Source organism: Mycobacterium sp. E3198, from assembly GCF_001667015.1.
GTDB lineage: Bacteria > Actinomycetota > Actinomycetes > Mycobacteriales > Mycobacteriaceae > Mycobacterium.
In genome coordinates, this window is sequence record NZ_LZIS01000233.1 from 1 (window position 1) to 18,092 (window position 18,092).

Sequence of the window (18,092 nt, forward strand, 5' to 3'; positions counted from 1 at the left end):
GCCTCGCCGTGATCGCCGGAGCGTGCCAGCAGCTGCGCCCGCAGCGTGCGCCAGGCGATTGACGGCTTGAGCGCGTGCTCGCCGCGATCGCTCGCCAGACATGGGACGAGATCGCGCAGATGTACGCACCCAACGTTTTGATTGAGAGTCGTCGGAAAATTGTCGGATTTCCGCCGATGTCGTCGGACGACTGGGTGCCCGCGCAAAGGCCAGTCTTCGAGACAGGCGACATGCGGATGAACCAAGTGGTCATCGCCGTGCGGGGCGAGCGCCTGGCCCTCAGTCGACTCAAGGTGGAGAGCACCGACGTGAGTCCCGGAGCGCCCTACGACGAATTTCTCAACTTGTACGGCATCGACGATGAAGGTCGCTTCGCGCTGCAGGTGTGGTTCGACCTCGACGACATCGACACCGCGATGGCTGAACTCGACGCCATGCATGCTCGATTCGAGGACGAGCACCCGCGTGCCCGTCGGCTGGAGAATGCCGCGACTCGTGTCGATGACCAAGCGTTCGCACTGTTTGCCGAGAGCCGTTGGGACGAACTCTCCGCGCTCTATGCCGACGACATGCGATATGAAGACCGGCGGCAAGGACTGCGGCGCTCCAGCACCGGCCGCGCCGCGCAAATGAGCAACGTCCGCGCGATCGCGGCGACGGGTGACGTGAAAATCACGCTGACCCCTCTTGCCCTGAGGGGTGACCGTCTCTACCTCTGCCACATGAGATTCGAGCTGCGCGACCCACAACCCGACGCGTTCAAAGTCGACATACTGCAGATTACCGAGGTCGACGACGGCGGGGTTATGGTCGCACAAACCCTGTTCGAAATCGATGACTTCGACGCAGCGATCGGCGAGCTCGATGCCCGTTACGCCGCCGGTGAGGCAGCACCATATACGCACACCTGGTCGGCCATCGCGGCCGCCTACACCGCCATGAACCGTGGAGAGCTCCCGGCAACCACGCCGGACTGGGTGAACATCGACCACCGGCGTGGCGCAGCGTTCGCGCCCGGCGACCTGGCCGCATACATCCGTGCCACGTTCGACGTGGCGCCGGACGTCAATCCCTACATCGAGGATGTGCACCAGCTGAGCAACCTTGGCGCGGTCGTTACCCATGCGTCGCACGCGACCTCGCAGGAGGGCTTCGACGCCGAATGGCGGTACACCGGTGTTGTGACGGTCGAAGGCGACCTGATCAACCGCTGCGAGCTGTTCGACGATGAGGACATCGATGCCGCGATCGCGAAGTTCGAGCAACTTACCCGTCCGGCACCACGGCTGGAAAATGCGGCAGCGCGCGTATTCGAGCACGTCTGGTCGCACTTCGCTCGGCACGACTGGGATGCCTTGGCCGAAACCGTGGCTGACAACTATGCCGGCGTCGATCACCGACGGGTCGTGAGTGCCGAAACTCAACACGGTCGAGATGCAGTAGTAAAAGACTTGCAGGCGGCCGCCGATGTCGGCTTCGCGATATCGATGGTGAGCGCCGTGGCAATCCGGGGAGAACGTCTCGTCCTCGCACGCGTTCGCGCGTCCGGCCACGACCCTGAAGCGATTCAGAACGATGCCCTCAACGTCGTCGAGATCGACGACGCCGAGCGGATCGCGAAGGTCGCCACGTTCGATCTCGACGACTTCGACGCCGCCGTCGCCGAGCTCGACGCACGCTATATCGCCGGCGAAGCGGCACCTTATGCAGATACGTGGCCGGTCATCGCGGGAACCTACGCCTCGATCAGCCGGCGCGAGTTTCCCGCTCTGACGTCCGACTGCGTGAGTATTGACCACCGCCGAGCGGCAGCGTTCGCGCCCGGCGAGTTGACCGCATACATTCGTGCCGGCTGGGAAATTGACCAGGACATCAGGCCGCACGTCGAGGCTATCCATCGGCTGAGCAACCTCGGGGCGGTTGTCACCTATGCGGCGCATGGAAACTCGCGCGAAGGCTTCGACGCCGAGTGGCGTGAGGTCGCCTTGGTGACGGTCAAAGGGAACATGGTCAACCGCACCGAGCTCTTCGACGAGGCGGACCTCGACGCCGCGGTCGCACGCTTCGATCAGCTCAGCCAAGCGGCGCCTCGCCTCGAGAACAGGGCGAGCCAAGTTACCGAACGCTTCCTGGCGTGCTTCCCGTCCCGCGAGTGGGACGCCGCGCCGGAGATCCTGGCCGACAACTTCCGCTATGACGATCGCCGTCGCGTGGTGGGTGCGGGAGTCCGTGATGGTCGAAACGCCTACATCGCAGACATGAGGGCAGCCGCCGACTTTTGGACACCAAACGTACCTAACGTCATGGCTACCCGCGGGGAGCGCCTTGCCCTCGCTCGTCTTCGTTTCTCGGGCCGCGACCAAGGGCCTGAGGCATTTGTCACCGATGTGCTCGGCATCGCCGAGATCAACACCGACGGGCGACTCGTCGGGGTTGTGTCGTTCGACCCCAACGACTTCGACGCTGCTCTCGGGGAACTCGACGCGCGTTATCTCGCCGGCGAAGCGGCCGCCCACGCACACACGTGGTCTGTCATTACCCGGGCCTATGCCGCGCTCAATCGACGTGAGCCCCCGGCGACGACCCCGGATTGGGTGAACGTCGACCACCGGCGAGGAATATCGTTTGCCCCTGGCGCGGTCTCGGCCTTGCTCGCCAACTGGAACAGCACCGCCGACCTGAGCAACTCCGTCGAGGCGGTGCATCGGCTAACCGACTTCGGAGCTGTCGTCACCTCCGTATCGTACGAAAGCTCGTCAGAGGGCTTCGAAGCCGAGTGGCGGGGGATCAACGTTCTCACGGTCGACGGCGACTTGATCGACCGCCTGGAGATATTCGACGAGGCAGACCTCGACGCCGCGCTCGCGCGGTTTGAAGAGCTCGGCCGACCGACACCGCGGCTGGAGAATGCGGCAACGCGCGCCTACGAGCGCCTACAGGCGTACTACGCTGCGCCCGACTGGGCCGCGATAGCCGAGCTGCTGTCCGACGACTACACCAGCGACGATCGCCGCGCAGTGGTTGGCAGCGGAATCCAACAGGGCCGCGAGGCTTTGATCGAAAACCTGCGGGCAGTCGTCGACGTCGGGGTCGCACATGCGACGTCAGAAACCATTGCCACCCGAGGAGGGCGCCTAGCCCTCACTCACGCCCGATTCTCGCGCAGCCACCAGGAACCCGAAGCTTTCCACGTCGACTACCTACAGATAATCGAAATGGATGCGGGTGAACGGATTACGGCGCTCGCCGCGTTCGGACCCGGGGAGTTCGGCGCCGCAATAGCCGAGCTCGACGCCCGTTATCTCGCCGGCGAAGCGGCCGCCTACTCACACGCGTGGTCCATCATTGCGGGTAGTTACGCCGCGCTCAACCGGCACGAGCTACCGCCGACCACGGCGGACTGTGTGTACACCGACCACCGGCGGGAGACAGCCTTCGGGCCCGGCGACCTGACGGCGTACCTCGGGGCGGGTTGGGACAGCGACCAAAGCATCAATGTCTATGTCGAGCAAGTGCATCGGCTCAACAACCTCGGAGCGGTCATCACCTACGTGGCACATGAGACGTCGCACGAGGGCTTCGCCGCCGAGTGGCGCGGGATCGCCGTGTTGACGGTCGGTGGCGATCTGGTCAACCGGGTAGAGGTTTTCGACGAGGCCGACCTCGATGCCGCACTCGCCCGCTTCGACGAATTAAGTTCGCAAACAACGTGCTTGGACAATGCGGCAAGCCAAGTCGGCAAACGATACCTTGCATACTTCGAAACCGCCGACTGGGACGCCATGGCGGAGATGCTGGCAGACAATTTCTCCAACGAGGATCGGCGTCGGGTGGTAGGGATAGGACTCCGATCTGGTCGGGGTGCGCAGATCGCTGACATGCGGGCGCTCGCCGATCTCTTCAGCACGAAGGTGACGTCGGCCACGATCGCGACCCGAGGGGCGCATCTTGCACTCATGCGTCTCCGCTTCTCCGCTAGCGATCACGAGTCTGAGGCTTTCGTTCTCGAAGCGGCCGGTGTTCTCGAGATCAACGCCGACGAGCGGATCGTCGCAGTCGTCTTCTTCGACGTCGACGACTTCGACGCCGCTTTGGACGAACTCGACGCGCGCTACCTAGCCGGCGAAGCGGCGGCTCACGCGCGCACGTGGTCCTTTGTCACACGCGCCAACGCCGCGTTCAATCGGCGCAAGGTTCCAGCCAAGACGCCAGACTGCGTCTACACCGATCATCGACGGCTCGTCGGAATTGAGGAAGGTGGCCTTGGTGCTTCCCTTCGTGCTCTATGGGAACAACTAACGCCGCAAGCTCGCATCTACATCGAAAGCGTGCACCGGCTTAGCGATATCGGAGCGGTAGTCACCCACACGGCGCATGCGACTTCCCGCGAGGGCTTCGATGCCGAATGGCGAGAGATCAACTTGTTGACAGCTGAAGGCGACCTGGTGAACCGCTGCGAGCTATTCGACGAAGGAGACATCGACGGCGCGCTCGCCCGCTTTGAAGAATTGCGGCCTGAGGCGAGACGGCTGGAAAACGCAGCAAGCCGAACTTTCGAACGCTTCCTGTCGCACTTCGCCGCCCGCGACTGGGACGCCATGGCCGCGACACCGGCCGACAACTTCGCCATTGACGATCGCCGGCGCGTAGTCAATGCCGGAATCCGACACGGTCGAGCCAACGCGATCCACGATTGGCGGGCGGCCGCCGACGTCGGCTTTTCGTTTGAGGTGGTGGGCGTCATAGCGACCCGCGGCGAACGCATCGCACTCCTCCGGGTGCGCGCCTCGGGCCGCGACCCCGAGTCGATTCGAAATGATGCCTTCAACATCATCGAGACCAACGCCGACGAGCGGGTCGTGGGCGCGGTCGTGTTCGACCTTGACGATATCGACGCCGCCTTCGAGGAACTCGACGCCCGCTATCTCGCGGGTGAAGCCGCCGCCCACGCGCATACGTGGTCGGCCATATTGCGGACGTATGCGGCTGCCAACAGGCATCAACTCCAATTGACACCGGATTGCGTAACTATCGACCACCGACGGGCGAGAGCGTTCGCGCCCGGTGAATTGGCCGCATACATGCACGCCACGTGGGACCTCGCGCCCGAGGTTACGGCCCGCGTTGAGGCCGTGCATCGGCTCACCAGCCGAGGCGCTGTCGTCACTCAGGTCGTACATGGAACCTCGAAAGAAGGCTTCGACGCCGAATGGCGGGAAGTCATTTTGCTCACGGTTGCAGGCGACATGATCAACCGCGCTGAGATGTTCGACGAGGCCGACCTCGATGCCGCACTCGCCCGCTTTGAGGAACTTCGACCGCAGGCACCGCCGTTGAAGAACGCAGCAAGCCAGGTGGCCGAGCGCTTCTGGAAGTATTTCGGCGCCCGCGATTGGGCTGCAATGGCAAAGATTGTGACCAGCGACTTCATCAATGATGATCGTCGACACGTGGTAGGTGCCGGAGCCCAACACGGTTCTGATGCCACCATCGCGGACATGCGGGTCATCGCCGATATCTGGGTCAAGGACGTCACGTCTACTGTCATTGCGACTCGCGGCACCCGCCTCGCACTGATGCGGATCGCTTTCTCAAGCCAAAACCAAGGCCCCGAGGCGTTCATTAGTGAGATAGTTGCCGTCGCCGAGATCGCGGCCAATGAGCTTCTGGTGGCTGCGGTTTCGTTTGACCCCGACGACATTGATGCGGCCTTCGCCGAACTCGAAGCCCGATACCTCGACGGCGAAGCCGCACCGCACGCGGGCGTTTGGAAATTCGGAGTGGACACGATCGCGGAGCTCAACCGCCATGAGCCGGGACCCAATTTGAGGCAGCTCAGGTATGTCGATCATCGACGGATTCCCTTCGCTTCGGGGTCGGATTTCGGCCGAGGGGTCGAGGAGCTGTGGGCGCTCGTTCCCGACGCCCGCTACCGGGTGCCGTGTGTGCATGCTCTCGATAACCGGGGGACTGTCGTCACATTCGTCATCGAAGGTACCGACAACCACGGAAACGAATTGCAATGGCGCCGCACGCTTCTCTTCGCTTCAGAAGGACCGCGCCTGGAGGTGTACGAAGAGGACGACCTGGACGCCGCGCTCGCACGGTTTGAGGAACTGCGCCCGCAGGCACGGCGGCTAGAAAACGCGGCAAGCCGAACGTTCGAACACTTCTTGGCGCGCTACGTTGCCCGGGACTGGGATGCCGTGGCGGAGATGCTGGCTGATGACCTCTTCAACGACGATCGGCGTCGAGTGGTGAGCGCGGGCGTACTACGCGGTCGAGATGCCACGATCACAAGCATGCGGGCGTCAGCCGCCCTAGGGATCTCGACAATCACATCAAACGTTATCGCGACCCGCGGGGGGCGTATCGCGCTCAGTTGTGACTGCTTTTCAGGTCGAGACCAGCAAACCGAGATGTTTTTTGCCGAGGTTCTCGGCATCGTTGAGATCGACGCCGACGGACGGATAGTGGCGCGTATCGCGTTCGACATCGACGACATCGACGCCGCGTTCGAGGAACTCGAAAAGCGCTATCTTGCCGGCGAAGCGGCAAGCCATGCGGACGTCTGGTCGGTGGTTGCAGAGGTTCCCGCCCAGTTCAATCGTCACGAGCTTTTCGCGACGACGGCGGATCCGGCTTACATCGATCATCGACGGCTCGTATCGATCGAGGGGGCCGATCTGGCCGCCTCTGTTCGTGCCGTGTGGGACATCACTTCGGACGCCAGCGCCTACATCGAAGCCGTGCATCGGCTGACCGAACGCGGGGCCGTCTTCACCGAGTTGCTGAAAATGACCTCGCGGGACGGCTTCGACGCCGAAATGTGGATGACCATGGTGTTCACCATCGAAGGCGGCCTGATCAGCCGCGTCGAAGTGTTCGACGAACAAGATCTCGACGCCGCACTCAACCGCTTCGATGAATTGCAGCCACCGGACCGCCTATTGGGGAATATCGCAAGCCGGCTGAGCGAGAGCTTTTTCGTGTATGCGGAGTCCCACGAGTGGGACGCGATGGCCGAGATTGTGGCGGAGGACAGTTTCTTCGCCGACCGCCGGCGCGTGGTCAATTTCGGGGTATGGCGCGGTCGCGACGCCGTGGCCACAAACATGCGAGTTCTCGACGAAGTCGAGGCGGGCATCACATTGACCATCATCGCGACCCGCGGCGAGCGCCTCGCACTCACCTATCTCCATTCCTTGAACCGCGATCTGCGGCACGGCGAGTTCGACGTCGAGCTGCTCAGCATCGTCGAGGCCGACGCCGACAACAGGATTGCGACGCTAATAACATTCGATCCGAACGACATTGACACTGCGTTCGCGGAACTCGATGCCCGGTACCTCGCGGGCGAAGCCTCTGCCCACGCCCAGACTTGGTCCGTTCTGATGCGCGCATTCGCTGCGCTCAATCGGCGTGAGATTCCTGCGACGACGCCAGACTGGGTCAGGGTCGACCATCGGTCACTCGCACCGTTCGAGGCGGGTGAGTGGGCCACGTTCCTGCAAGCGACATGGGACGTCACGTCGAACCTGACCACCTACATCGAGGCTGTGCATCGGCTGAGCGACCTCGGGCTGGTCGTCACCCACGCATCGCATGGGACCTCTCAAGACGGCATGGACGCCGAGTGGCGGATAGTCGATATCTTCACTGTCGACGGCGAACTCATTAGCCGGGCCGAGTTATTCGACGAAGCGGACCTCAACGCCGCGCTCGCGAGGTTCGACGAGCTCGATCGTTCCCGGCCAAATGGCAACGCGGCGACGCGAATCTGGTCGGGGCTGGCCGACGCGTTCAACCGCCGCGACTTGGACGGGTTTTTCGCCCTCACCACCGCCGACCTGCGCTACGAGGACCGACGAAGAGGCCTGCGGGACGAATTCCAAGGCCCCGCAAGGCGAAAGAACATGCAGGCGATGTTCGAGGCCGCGCCCAGCGGCTCCCGATTGACGGTTGAGACGATCGCAATCAGGGGCCGGCGCCTCTCGCTGACCCGCGCGCACTACGGCGACCCCGATGACGCCGACGCACCGACCGTCGAGATGTTGCAGATCACAGAAGTCGGCCAGGACGGCCTACTGCACGCATGCGTGAGCTTCGATCCCCACGACATCGACGCCGCCTTCGCGGAACTCGACGCCCGGTACCTCGCCGGCGAAGCGGCGCCGTGCTCACAGGTATGGACGGTCATCACGCGCGGCTACGGCGCGTTCAACCGGCGTGAACAGCTCCCGACGACGGCGGACTGGGTCAACATCGACCGTCGTCGCGCGCTAGCCGTCCCACCCGGCGAGATGACTGCGTACGTCCACGCCGCGTGGGACCTCGAGCAAGACGTCAGCATCTACATCGAGGCCGTGCATCGGCTCAGCGAACTCGGGGCGGTGGTCACGCACGCCACGTACGCGACCTCACTAGAGGGCTTCCAGGCTGAGTGGCGGATAGTCCTCGTACTCAAGGTCATTGGCGACATGGTCGACCACTGCGAAATCTTCGACGAGGCGGACATCGACGCCGCGCTCGCACGGTTCGACGAGCTCGATCGGCCGACGTCGAGCGAGCATTAACCTGGTTGCCCGTTCGCCCCGTTCGGGCCGAACAAGTAGTAGCCGCCGAAGCCGCCCTGTCCGCCAACGCCCGGGACGGCCCCAAACCCTCCGTTACCGCCGGCGCCCCCGATGCCGAAGAGAAGTCCGCCATAGCCGCCCTGGCTGCCGTTGCCGCCGAAAGCCAAGCCGGGCGCGCCGAAGCCGTTGCCGCCGTGGCCGCCGAGGCCGAAGATCAGGCCGCCGAGACCACCGAGCCCGCCGGTGCCGCCGTGGCCGCCGGCCTGGGCCACCCCGCCGTCGCCGCCGGCCCCGCCGATGCCGAAGAAGGAACCCCCGGCGTAGATGCTGCCGGCGCCATCGCTGAACACGTAGCCGTTGTCGCCGCCGTAGCCGCCGGGTCCCCCGGTGCCACCGGGTGTCAATGCGGTCCCGCCCGCCCCGCCGTGGCCGCCGAGGCCGAAGAGGAGGCCACCGCCGCCCCAGCCGCCCTGGCCGCCCTGGCCGCCGATGTTGCCCGCACCGACGGCCGCTCCGCCGGCGCCGCCGTCGGCCCCGATGCCGATGAGGTTGAAGAGGGCGCCGCCGCTGCCGCCGTCGCCGCCGACGCCCGCGAGCCCGTTGGTGAAGTTCACGCTGGATCCGCCGGCGCCGCCGGCGCCGCCCAGGCCGTAGATCAATCCGCTGCCGTTGCCGCCCGCGGCGCCCCAGCCGGCAACGAAGCCGTTGCCGCCGGCCCCGCCGACGCCCCCGTTGCCGAGCAGGAGGCCGCCGTTCCCGCCGAAGCCGCCGTCGCCACCGACGCCGCCGACGCTGACACCTCCGGTCCCACCGCCGCCGCCGTTGCCGAAGAGTCCGACGGCATTGCCGCCGTTGCCGCCAAAGCCGGCCACTCCGGCACCAATAGCGTTCCCGCCCGTCCCGCCGCGGCCGCCGTTGCCGAACAAGAACCCGCCGCTGCCGCCGCTGCCGCCGTTCTGCCCGGGCCCGCCGGAACCGCCGGCACCGCCGTTGCCCCACAACAGCCCGCCGTTCTGACCGTTGGCGCCTGTTCCGGGCGTCCCGTCGGCGCCGTTTCCGATCAGCGGCCTCCCCAGCAGCGCCTCGAAGGGCGCGTTGATGTCGTTGAGGAGCCCTTGCAGAGGGTTGGCGTTGGCCGCCTCGGCGCTGGCGTAGGAACCCGCGCCGGCGGCCAGCAGCTCGACGAACCGCTGGTGAAACGCCGCCGCCTCGGCACTGATCGCCTGGTAGGCCTGCGCGTGCGCGCCGAACATCGTCGCGACGGCCGCCGAGACCTCATCGGCGCCCGCGGCCACCAGGGCCGTGGTCGGGGCCGCCGCCGCGGCGTTGGCCGCACTGATCGTCGAGCCGACGTTCGCCAGGTCCGAGGCCGCCGCCGTCACGTACTCCGGGACCGCAACCAAAAATGACATCCCGACCTCCGAACGACGTGGCGGCCGCCCGACGGTCGCCGAATAGCGAAATCGTGTCGTCTTACTCGCCCTACCGATCCCAAGTTTCCGTCGGCTTGGCAGCAATGGACAGAGCTAACACGCAGTCGATGAGCCGAAGCTTGGCGAGCACTGGGTTCGCACTGTGAGCAGGCCGCACCCAGATTCATGGGAGCGAACCCGGCGGGCGGGTACTCCCGACGAGAGGTTCGTTTCGCAACGGAGGTTTGATGTCCGAACTTGGCAAAAAAACGGTTCTGATCACGTTCGGTCGGTCGTTCTTGTCGCTCCACCTGGCCCGCTTGATGGGCGCCGCGGGACATGAGGTGCTGATCTCGGACTCGGTGCCCCTTCCGATCACCCGGTTCTCCTCGACGGTCAAGAGGGCATTCCGCACCCCGCGGCCGAGGTATGAGCCGGTCGAGTGGACACGGGCCGTCGCACATATCGCCCGCGAGGAGGGCGTGGACCTGGTCGTGCCGGTTCACGAGGGCACCGAGATCCTCGCGAACACGATCAAGCGGCACCCCGACCTGTTCCCCGACGGCAGCAAATGTTTCTTTTCCGACTTCGAGGTCGAGGCATGCCTGGAGAACAAGTACGAGTTCCAGGCCGCGCTGAAGACGCTGGGCATACCCACCCTCGATTTCGGGCTGGTCCGCAGCCAAGAGGACCTCGAGGCGCTGGAATTCGATCGGCCCTTCGCGCTCAAGCCGGTTTATTCGCGCGGCTCGCAGGGGGTTCACAAGGTGGCCCCGGGAGAACCGCCACGGGGCCTGAGCTTCGAAGCCCACAATCCGTGGATCGCGCAGGAGTGGGCAACCGGCACCAGCTATTGCTCGTATTCCGTCTGCCGCGACGGTCAGGTGAAAGCGCACGCCGTCTACCCGGTGCGCTACGCGATCGACGGCACGTCGTGCCTGACGTTCGAGTCCGCCCACCACGAGGGCATCGACGCGTGGGTGCGCGACTGCGTGAAGGCGTTCAACTTCACCGGGCAGATGGGCCTGGACTTTATCGAGGTGCCGGGACGGGGGCTCTTCGCGGTCGAATGCAACCCGCGCTCGACGAGCGGAATTCTGTTGTTCGATCCCGAAACGAGGGTCGACAGGGCGTTTTTCGGCGTCAACGACGACGTCATCGTGCCCAAGCCGGGCGCGCGCAAGATGCTGGGCCCGGGGATGCTGATGTACGGGTGGCGCAAATCGGCGCGGCAGGGCAACTCATTCGGCCGATTCCTGCGTGATTACCTGCGCACCGACGGGGTCATCTTCACCACCCGCGATCCCGCGCCGAGCCTGGCGCTGCCGCTGGCGATGGGAAACATTGTCGCGGAGGCCGTCCGCTACCGGGTGGACATCCCGGAGGCGTTCATGCACGACCACGAGTGGGACGGCGACGGCGCGTAAGCGGGACCGCTCGTCAACCCGGGAGGTGGGCGCGGCAGAAATTGGTGATTCGGGCGACGCTGTCGCCGGGTCCGGTGAAGATGCCTCCGTGGCCCGCGCCGTCGAGTTGCGCGAATTCGGCGGTGGGAATCAGTCGAGTCGTCGCCGCGCAGAGCGCCGGCGGAAAGAACAGGTCGTGTTCGAAAGCCAGGACGAGCGTGGGCACGTCGATCGCGCCGAGATGCTCCGGGGTCGGTTCGCCGGCCGTGATCCACTGCTGCGAGGCCGTCAGCTGCCCCTTGAACCCGTCCGCTCCGGCCCATCCGCTCTCGTAGCCCGCCGACAACGCCTGGCGCCAGCCCTGCACCGTCGCCGGATCTTGCAGCATCGGCGTGTGGAGCGTGGTCAGCAGTTGCTCGAAGACGAGCACCTCACGCGGCACCTCGCCGTAGCGCTCGATCAGCCCGAGCTCCATCTCCCCCACCATGGCGCCCACGGGCGAGGGTTGGAGTCCGGCGAACAAGACGAGTGCATGCACCAGCTCGGGGCGTTCGCGGAACAACATCTGCGCGACGTAGCAGCCCATCGAGTACCCGATGATCGTGGCCTGCCCAACCCGGAAATGGTCGAGTATGGCGGCCGCGTCGCCGGCGAGATCGGCCACCGAATAGGGCGCGGCCGGCGCCGACGATGGCGCCATCCCCCGCGCGTTGTATTTGATCACCTGAAACCCCGCCTCGACGAGAGAGCCGGGAAGTCCGCAGATGTCCCACGTGATGCTCGGCATGCCCAGGCCACCGACCAGTAAAACGGGCGGGCCTTCGCCGGATCGTTGGACGGCGAGTTCGACGCCGGGCGCCGGGATCACGAATTCGAAGCCGTCGTTCGTCGTACCCGTGGTATCCCCCATTAGGGCCACTGTAGTAACAGTTATTGCGGGACGAATTCACCGGAAGATGACGAATGACGACTGAGACATAGATGGTTGACAGCCTCGCCGCGGCGGACGCGACGCCGGGCCCTGCCGAGAAGGACGGCCGTCGGCTCCGCTGGGACCGTGACCATCCGCACTACAAATGGGTCGCGCTGTCGAACACCACGCTGGGCATGCTGCTGGCGATGATCAACGCGTCGATCGTGCTGATCTCCCTGCCGGCCATCTTCCGCGGGATCGGCCTGGACCCGCTCTCCCCGGCGAATATCGGCTTTCTGTTGTGGATGCTGATGGGCTATCTCGTCGTCACCGCCGTCCTGGTCGTATTCGTCGGACGACTCGGCGACATGTTCGGCCGGGTGCGGATCTACAACTTCGGCTTCGCGGTGTTCACCGTCGCGGCGATCGCGCTGTCATTCGACCCCTTCCACTTCGGCGGCGGCGCGCTGTGGCTGATCGGCTGGCGGGTGATCCAGGGCATCGGCGGCGCGATCCTGATGGCGTTGTCGGCGGCGATCCTCACCGACGCGTTCCCGAGCAACCAGCGCGGCATGGCGCTTGGGTTCAACATGGTCGCGGCGGTCGCCGGCTCGTTCCTCGGCCTGATGATCGGGGGGCTGCTCGCGGGGTGGGACTGGCGCGCAATCTTCTGGGTCGGCGTGCCGATCGGCCTGCTCGGCACCGTCTGGGGCGTGCGCTCGCTGCACGAGATCGGCGTGCCCACGCCCGGGCCGCTGGACTGGCCCGGCACCGTGACATTCGCCGTCGGCCTGACCGTGATCCTGGTGGGCATCACGTACGGCATTCAGCCGTACGGGAGTCATGCGACGGGCTGGACGAACCCGTGGGTGCTGGGCTCGATCGCGGGCGGTGTGCTCTTGCTGATCGCGTTCTGCATCATCGAGTTGCGGGCGCCGCAGCCGATGGTCGACATCCGGCTGTTTCGGTCGACGGCGTTCGGCATGGGCAACGTGGCCAACCTGATGTCGTCGATGGGCCGCGGCGGCTTGCAGTTCATGCTGATCATCTGGCTGCAGGGCATCTGGTTGCCGCTGCACGGGTACAGCTTCGAGTCGACGCCGCTGTGGTCGGGCATCTACCTGTTGCCGGCGACGATCGGGTTCCTGTTCGCGGCGCCGGTGGCGGGGTGGCTGGCGGACCGGTTCGGCGCGCGGCCGTTCGCCGTCGGCGGGATGCTGCTGATGGCGGGCACGTTCATGGGGCTGCTCATGATCCCGGTGAATTTCGACTACCGGGTTTTCGCGCTGCTGACCTTCCTCAACGCCCTGGGCGGCGGCGTCTTCACCGCGCCCAACACCGCCGCGATCATGTCGAGCGTGCCGGCCGCCCAGCGGGGGGCCGCGTCCGGTGTGCGGGCGACGTTCTTCAACGCCGGCTCGGCGCTGTCGATCGGAGTCTTCTTCTCGCTGATGGTGATTGGGCTGGCGCACACACTGCCCCAGGCGCTCAACAGCGGGCTGCAGCGGCAAGGCGTATCAGCGTCCGTCGCGCAGGACCTCGCCAACCTGCCGCCGGTGGGCAGCCTGTTCGCGGCGTTTCTGGGTTACAACCCGATCGGCGAGTTGCTGGCACGATCGCATGCACTGCAGCAACCCGGCGTCAACGCCAACGTGCTCACCGGTAAATCGTTCTTCCCGGACCTGATCTCGGGGCCGTTCCACGCCGGCCTGGCTGTGGTATTCGTCGCGGCCGCCGTCATGATGCTGATCGGCGCGTTGGCGTCGTTGGCCAACCCCGGCCGCTACGGCGACGAGGTCGAACAAGCCTAGACAGCATCGAGCCGCGCGATTTCCGTTGCGCACGGCTACCATTCGCCATGTTGGTGTCATCGTCGACGCAAAAAGGGAGCGGTATCGATGTCCTCACGTCGCTGGCTGGCGATGCTCACCGCTCCGGTTATGGCTGGCGCCGCCCTGGTCGGTAGCGCCGCGATTGCGAGCGCCAATCCGCAGGACGACGCCTACCTCGCGCAGTTGCGCGCCGTCGGCCTCACGTGGCCGCCCAAGACGGAAGAGGCGCTTATCGGTGAGGCGCACCTGGTCTGCTACGACCTCACGTGGGGTTGGGCGCCGCAACAGATCGCGGACGACATTCACGCCCATTTGGATGCGAGGGGCGTGACGTTGTTGGACGTCGGAACCTTGGTCAACGCCGCACACAACACCTACTGCCCCGGCAATGTGTGCGACGCCCCCATCCTTTGCACCTGACGGCGTCCACCGCTCATCGCTTAGATGCGGTGCCTCGACGCCGTGGCGTGCGGTGCGCCGCCGCGACGTCGTTGTTGGCCACTGTTTGTGCCTGGGCTGCCAGCGTCGAGGCCCTGTTGGCATAGGCGATGGCGTCGGCCTCGTTCGTTGCTTGCGTCCCGCGCGCCGCCGTCAAATGCCGCTTGGCGTCTTCGAGCCGGGCCCGGGCCTCGGCGCCGACGCTGTCGCCATGCCGGGCGGCGTAGTCGGCGACTTGGCGCACCCTCGCGTCCGCGGTGGACAGCGCCTGCGCAGGCGACCGATCGCTTGCCTCGATGCTCACCTGCCCAGCGTCACGCGTGGCGCGCCGGCGCCGGCGATAGAGCGCAAGAAGCGCCACCAGGACGATGACGACCACGACGACGATGACGGCGATCGCGATCGGCGCCCAGTTGCGCTTCGGCGCGGCTGGCGGAGTTGCCGATTTGTCCAGCCCGTCGGCCGCGGCGACCGCTGCGATGCTCCATTCCTTGGCGCCGACCGCCGGATCAATCTGGTTGGTGCGCAACGCGTTTAACTCGGCTGCCGGGAGACCCGGCACGTCGAGCACGTACGACTTGGTGTTGGTGGCCACGGCCAGCAGCGCGTCGTGGTCGCCCATGCCGCTGGCGCTGCGGGTCTGGTTCGCCCAGTTTTCCGGCTTGAACCTGGAGAAGTTGTCGACGTAGACCACCCACAGTTGGATGTGCCGGTCGCGGTACAGCCGGTCGATGGCCGAGCCGACCGCAGCACGGCCCGAGTCCGTCAATGCCCCGGTGTTGTCGGTGATGTGATCGGTGATCTTGGACGGCGGTTGCGCGCCGGCCGGGGATGCCAGCAGTAACCCCGCCGTGAGAATCGCCAGGACCGCACCGAACAGGCGAACAACCCGCATACGAGTAATCTAGCCCGCTGCGAACCGTGCCGAGCGCACCATCACCTGCCGTCCGCGACCGCCGCTCGATGCACTACTTTTCCTGGGGTGACGTTCTCCGCTGCCAGTGCAGTCGCACGCTGGATCGCCCCTCTCCTCACCGTTGCGGCCGTTGCCGGGACGAGCCCTCTCGTCGACCCGGCGGTCCGCTTGGCCGACGACGCCAATCCGTTGGCCGGCATGCCCTTCTACGTCAATCCCAACTCTGCGGCCATGCGCGCCGCGCAGCACGCCGATCCGCCGAGTCCCGAGTTGACCGGAATCGCCAACACGCCGCAGGCCTACTGGATCGTCCCGGGCGGTTCCGCGGGGACGGTCGCGAATTACACCGGGGACGCGGCGGCGGCCGGCGCCATCCCGGTGCTGGCGATTTACGGGATCCCGCACCGCGACTGTGGCAGCTTCGCCGCCGGCGGCATGGCGACGGCCGACGACTACCGGGGTTGGATCGACGGCATCGCGTCCAGCGTGGGCGCCACGAGGACGGCGATCATCCTCGAACCCGACGCGCTGGCGATGGCCGACTGCCTGTCGGCCGACCAGCGCCAGGAACGCTACGACCTGATTCGCTACGCCGTCGACACCCTGACGCGCAACCCGGGCACCGCCGTCTACGTCGACGGTGGTCACCTGCGCTGGCACAGCGCCGAGGACATGGCTGCCCGGCTCAACAAGGTCGACGTCGCGCGGGCGCGGGGATTCAGCCTCAACACCGCGAACTTCTACACCACCGGGGACGAAATCGGCTACGGGGAGGCGATTTCCGGCCTCACGAATGGATCGCACTACGTGGTCGACACGTCGCGCAACGGCGCCGGGCCGGCGCCCGACTCCGGGCTCAACTGGTGCAACCCCAGCGGCCGAGGACTCGGGACTGCGCCGACCACCGCCACCGCGGGCGCGCACGCCGACGCGTACCTGTGGATCAAGCGTCCCGGTGAATCCGACGGGACCTGCGACAAAGGCGACCCACCGGCGGGCACCTTCGTGAATCAGTACGCCATCGATCTGGCCCACGTCGGGCGCTAGACGCGCCGTCGTCGTAACCTCAAGCGAAGCACCTCGGATGGATCGATCCACAAACCCCTAGCCGCACAGGGATTGGAGGCAACATCAAGATGGCTGAGGAGCTGACCCCGCATTTCGAGGACGTGCAATCGCACTACGACCTCTCCGACGACTTCTTCCGCCTGTTCCTCGACCGCACCCAGATGTACACGTGCGCCTACTGGCTCGGCGGCGACGACATGACCCTGGAACAGGCGCAGATCGCCAAAATCGATCTCTCCCTGAGCAAGCTGGGATTGCAGCCCGGCATGACGATGCTCGACCTCGGGTGCGGTTGGGGCGCGGCCATGCTGCGAGCCATCGAGAAATACGACGTCAACGTCATCGGCATCACGCTGTCCAAAAACCAGGTCGCCCACGTCGAGCAGCTGTTCGCCGCATCGGACAGCCCGCGGTCCAAGCGGGTGCTGCTCGAGGGCTGGGAGCGGTTTCACGAGCCGGTGGACCGTATCTTGGCGATCGGCCCGTTCGAGCACGTCGGCTACGACCGCTACGACGCCTTCTTCGAAAGAACTTATGAGCTATTGCCGAACGGCGGCACGATGCTGTTGCACACCATCACCGTGCTGTCGGAGAAGGAGATCATCGAGTCCGGCTTGCCGCTCACTCCGGCGATAGTCGAATTCAGCGACTTCATGAAGACCGAGATTTTTCCCGGCGGCTTCCTGCCGACCATCGACATGGTCAAAGAGTTTTCGGCGAAGGCCGGCTTCAAGCTGAAGCGCCGCCAATCGCTGCAGCGCCATTACGCCAAGACCCTGGACGTATGGGCCGCGGGCCTCGAGGCACACAAAGACGAGGCCATCGCGATCCAATCCCAAGAGGTCTACGACATGTACATGAAGTACCTCACCGGCTGCGCGAATCTCTTCCGCAAGGGCTACACCGATCTCAACCAATTCACCCTGCGGAAGTAGTCGTCGTGTCGGGCCGACAAACGCTTCCCATTCCCGGTTTCCATTAATAGAGTTAGCGGTCCATGTCGCCCCGTTGACCTTGATGGGAGTCGAAAATGTCGGCTTTCCTGATCGCAGCACCTGAGGTTTTGACCGCGGCCTCGGCGGATTTGAGTGGAATCGGGGAGGCGATCAAGGAGGCCGCGGCGACGTGGGCGCCGTCGACGACCGGGATCGCGCCGGCGGCCGCCGACGAGGTGTCGGCCGCGATCGCGCGGTTGTTCGGCACCTACGGACAGACGTATCAGACGCTGGGCGCCCAGGCGGTCGCGTTCCAACAGCAGTTTGTGCAGGCGTTGAGCGGCGGCGCGGGCTCGTACGCGGCCGCCGAGGGCACGAGCGCCGCGTTCCTGCAGCTCCCCGACCTGCGCGCCGTCGAGCAGAACCTGCTGGACGCGGCGAACGCCTACAGCGTGGCGTTTACCGGGCGCCCGCTGATCGGCAACGGCGCCAACGGGGCGCCCGGGACCGGGGCCGACGGCGGGGCTGGCGGCTGGTTGCTCGGTTCTGGCGGGGCCGGCGGGTCCGGCGCGGCCGGCGGCGGCGGCGGGGCCGGC

Annotated in this window: 10 protein-coding genes and 1 pseudogene; 8 read left to right on the forward strand and 3 right to left on the reverse strand. The window is 65.8% G+C overall.

The window, feature by feature from the left end; genetic code table 11:
• Positions 1 to 74: 74 nt before the first annotated feature.
• Positions 75 to 8,576, forward strand: coding sequence for a hypothetical protein (locus A5673_RS24065; protein ID WP_068238471.1), 8,502 nt, complete (start codon positions 75 to 77; stop codon positions 8,574 to 8,576).
• Here A5673_RS24065 and A5673_RS24070 read toward each other — a convergent pair.
• Positions 8,573 to 9,988, reverse strand: a complete 1,416-nt coding sequence (locus A5673_RS24070) for a PE family protein (protein WP_068238472.1) — start codon at positions 9,986 to 9,988, stop codon at positions 8,573 to 8,575. The genes A5673_RS24065 and A5673_RS24070 overlap by 4 nt on opposite strands.
• A 248-nt stretch (positions 9,989 to 10,236) precedes the next feature.
• On the opposite strand from A5673_RS24070, the gene A5673_RS29725 reads away from it, so the two are divergent.
• Positions 10,237 to 11,415 (forward strand): carboxylate--amine ligase, encoded by a 1,179-nt coding sequence (locus A5673_RS29725; protein WP_068238474.1) that lies wholly within the window; start codon positions 10,237 to 10,239, stop codon positions 11,413 to 11,415.
• A 13-nt stretch (positions 11,416 to 11,428) separates the two neighbouring features.
• Here A5673_RS29725 and A5673_RS24080 read toward each other — a convergent pair whose 3' ends face one another.
• On the reverse strand, positions 11,429 to 12,304 hold the full coding sequence (locus tag A5673_RS24080) for an alpha/beta fold hydrolase (RefSeq protein WP_068238476.1): 876 nt from the start codon (positions 12,302 to 12,304) through the stop codon (positions 11,429 to 11,431).
• A 71-nt stretch (positions 12,305 to 12,375) separates the two neighbouring features.
• Here A5673_RS24080 and A5673_RS24085 point away from each other — a divergent pair, with 71 nt between their 5' ends.
• On the forward strand, positions 12,376 to 14,118 hold the full coding sequence (locus A5673_RS24085; RefSeq protein WP_068238479.1) for an MFS transporter: 1,743 nt from the start codon (positions 12,376 to 12,378) through the stop codon (positions 14,116 to 14,118).
• Between the two features lie 129 nt (positions 14,119 to 14,247).
• Positions 14,248 to 14,559 (forward strand): DUF732 domain-containing protein, encoded by a 312-nt coding sequence (locus A5673_RS24090; protein WP_082958931.1) that lies wholly within the window; start codon positions 14,248 to 14,250, stop codon positions 14,557 to 14,559.
• 13 nt (positions 14,560 to 14,572) lie between these two features.
• On the opposite strand, the gene A5673_RS24095 is transcribed toward A5673_RS24090, so the two are convergent.
• Positions 14,573 to 15,472: a YgcG family protein gene (locus A5673_RS24095; protein WP_068238481.1), complete on the reverse strand. Its 900-nt coding sequence runs from the start codon at positions 15,470 to 15,472 to the stop codon at positions 14,573 to 14,575.
• An 87-nt stretch (positions 15,473 to 15,559) separates the two neighbouring features.
• On the opposite strand from A5673_RS24095, the gene A5673_RS24100 reads away from it, so the two are divergent.
• The 4 genes and pseudogenes from A5673_RS24100 to A5673_RS30245 all read left to right on the forward strand — a co-directional run.
• Positions 15,560 to 16,540: a glycoside hydrolase family 6 protein gene (locus A5673_RS24100; protein ID WP_068238483.1), complete on the forward strand. Its 981-nt coding sequence runs from the start codon at positions 15,560 to 15,562 to the stop codon at positions 16,538 to 16,540.
• 89 nt (positions 16,541 to 16,629) lie between these two features.
• Positions 16,630 to 17,496, forward strand: a complete 867-nt coding sequence (locus A5673_RS24105; protein ID WP_068238485.1) for a cyclopropane mycolic acid synthase family methyltransferase — start codon at positions 16,630 to 16,632, stop codon at positions 17,494 to 17,496.
• 95 nt (positions 17,497 to 17,591) lie between these two features.
• Positions 17,592 to 17,858 (forward strand): annotated as a pseudogene (locus A5673_RS30240) (PE family protein); the annotation flags it as partial.
• Between the two features lie 90 nt (positions 17,859 to 17,948).
• Positions 17,949 to 18,092 (forward strand): hypothetical protein (locus tag A5673_RS30245; RefSeq protein WP_369806523.1); only part of this gene is annotated, 144 nt, incomplete at its 3' end.

Coding starts and splice junctions, on each gene's coding strand:
- A5673_RS24070 (WP_068238472.1), bottom strand. CDS start 9,988: ATGTCATTTTTGGTTGCGGTCCCGGAGTACGTGACGGCGGCGGCCTCG.
- A5673_RS29725 (WP_068238474.1), top strand. CDS start 10,237: ATGTCCGAACTTGGCAAAAAAACGGTTCTGATCACGTTCGGTCGGTCG.
- A5673_RS24080 (WP_068238476.1), bottom strand. CDS start 12,304: ATGGGGGATACCACGGGTACGACGAACGACGGCTTCGAATTCGTGATC.
- A5673_RS24085 (WP_068238479.1), top strand. CDS start 12,376: ATGGTTGACAGCCTCGCCGCGGCGGACGCGACGCCGGGCCCTGCCGAG.
- A5673_RS24090 (WP_082958931.1), top strand. CDS start 14,248: ATGGCTGGCGCCGCCCTGGTCGGTAGCGCCGCGATTGCGAGCGCCAAT.
- A5673_RS24095 (WP_068238481.1), bottom strand. CDS start 15,472: ATGCGGGTTGTTCGCCTGTTCGGTGCGGTCCTGGCGATTCTCACGGCG.
- A5673_RS24105 (WP_068238485.1), top strand. CDS start 16,630: ATGGCTGAGGAGCTGACCCCGCATTTCGAGGACGTGCAATCGCACTAC.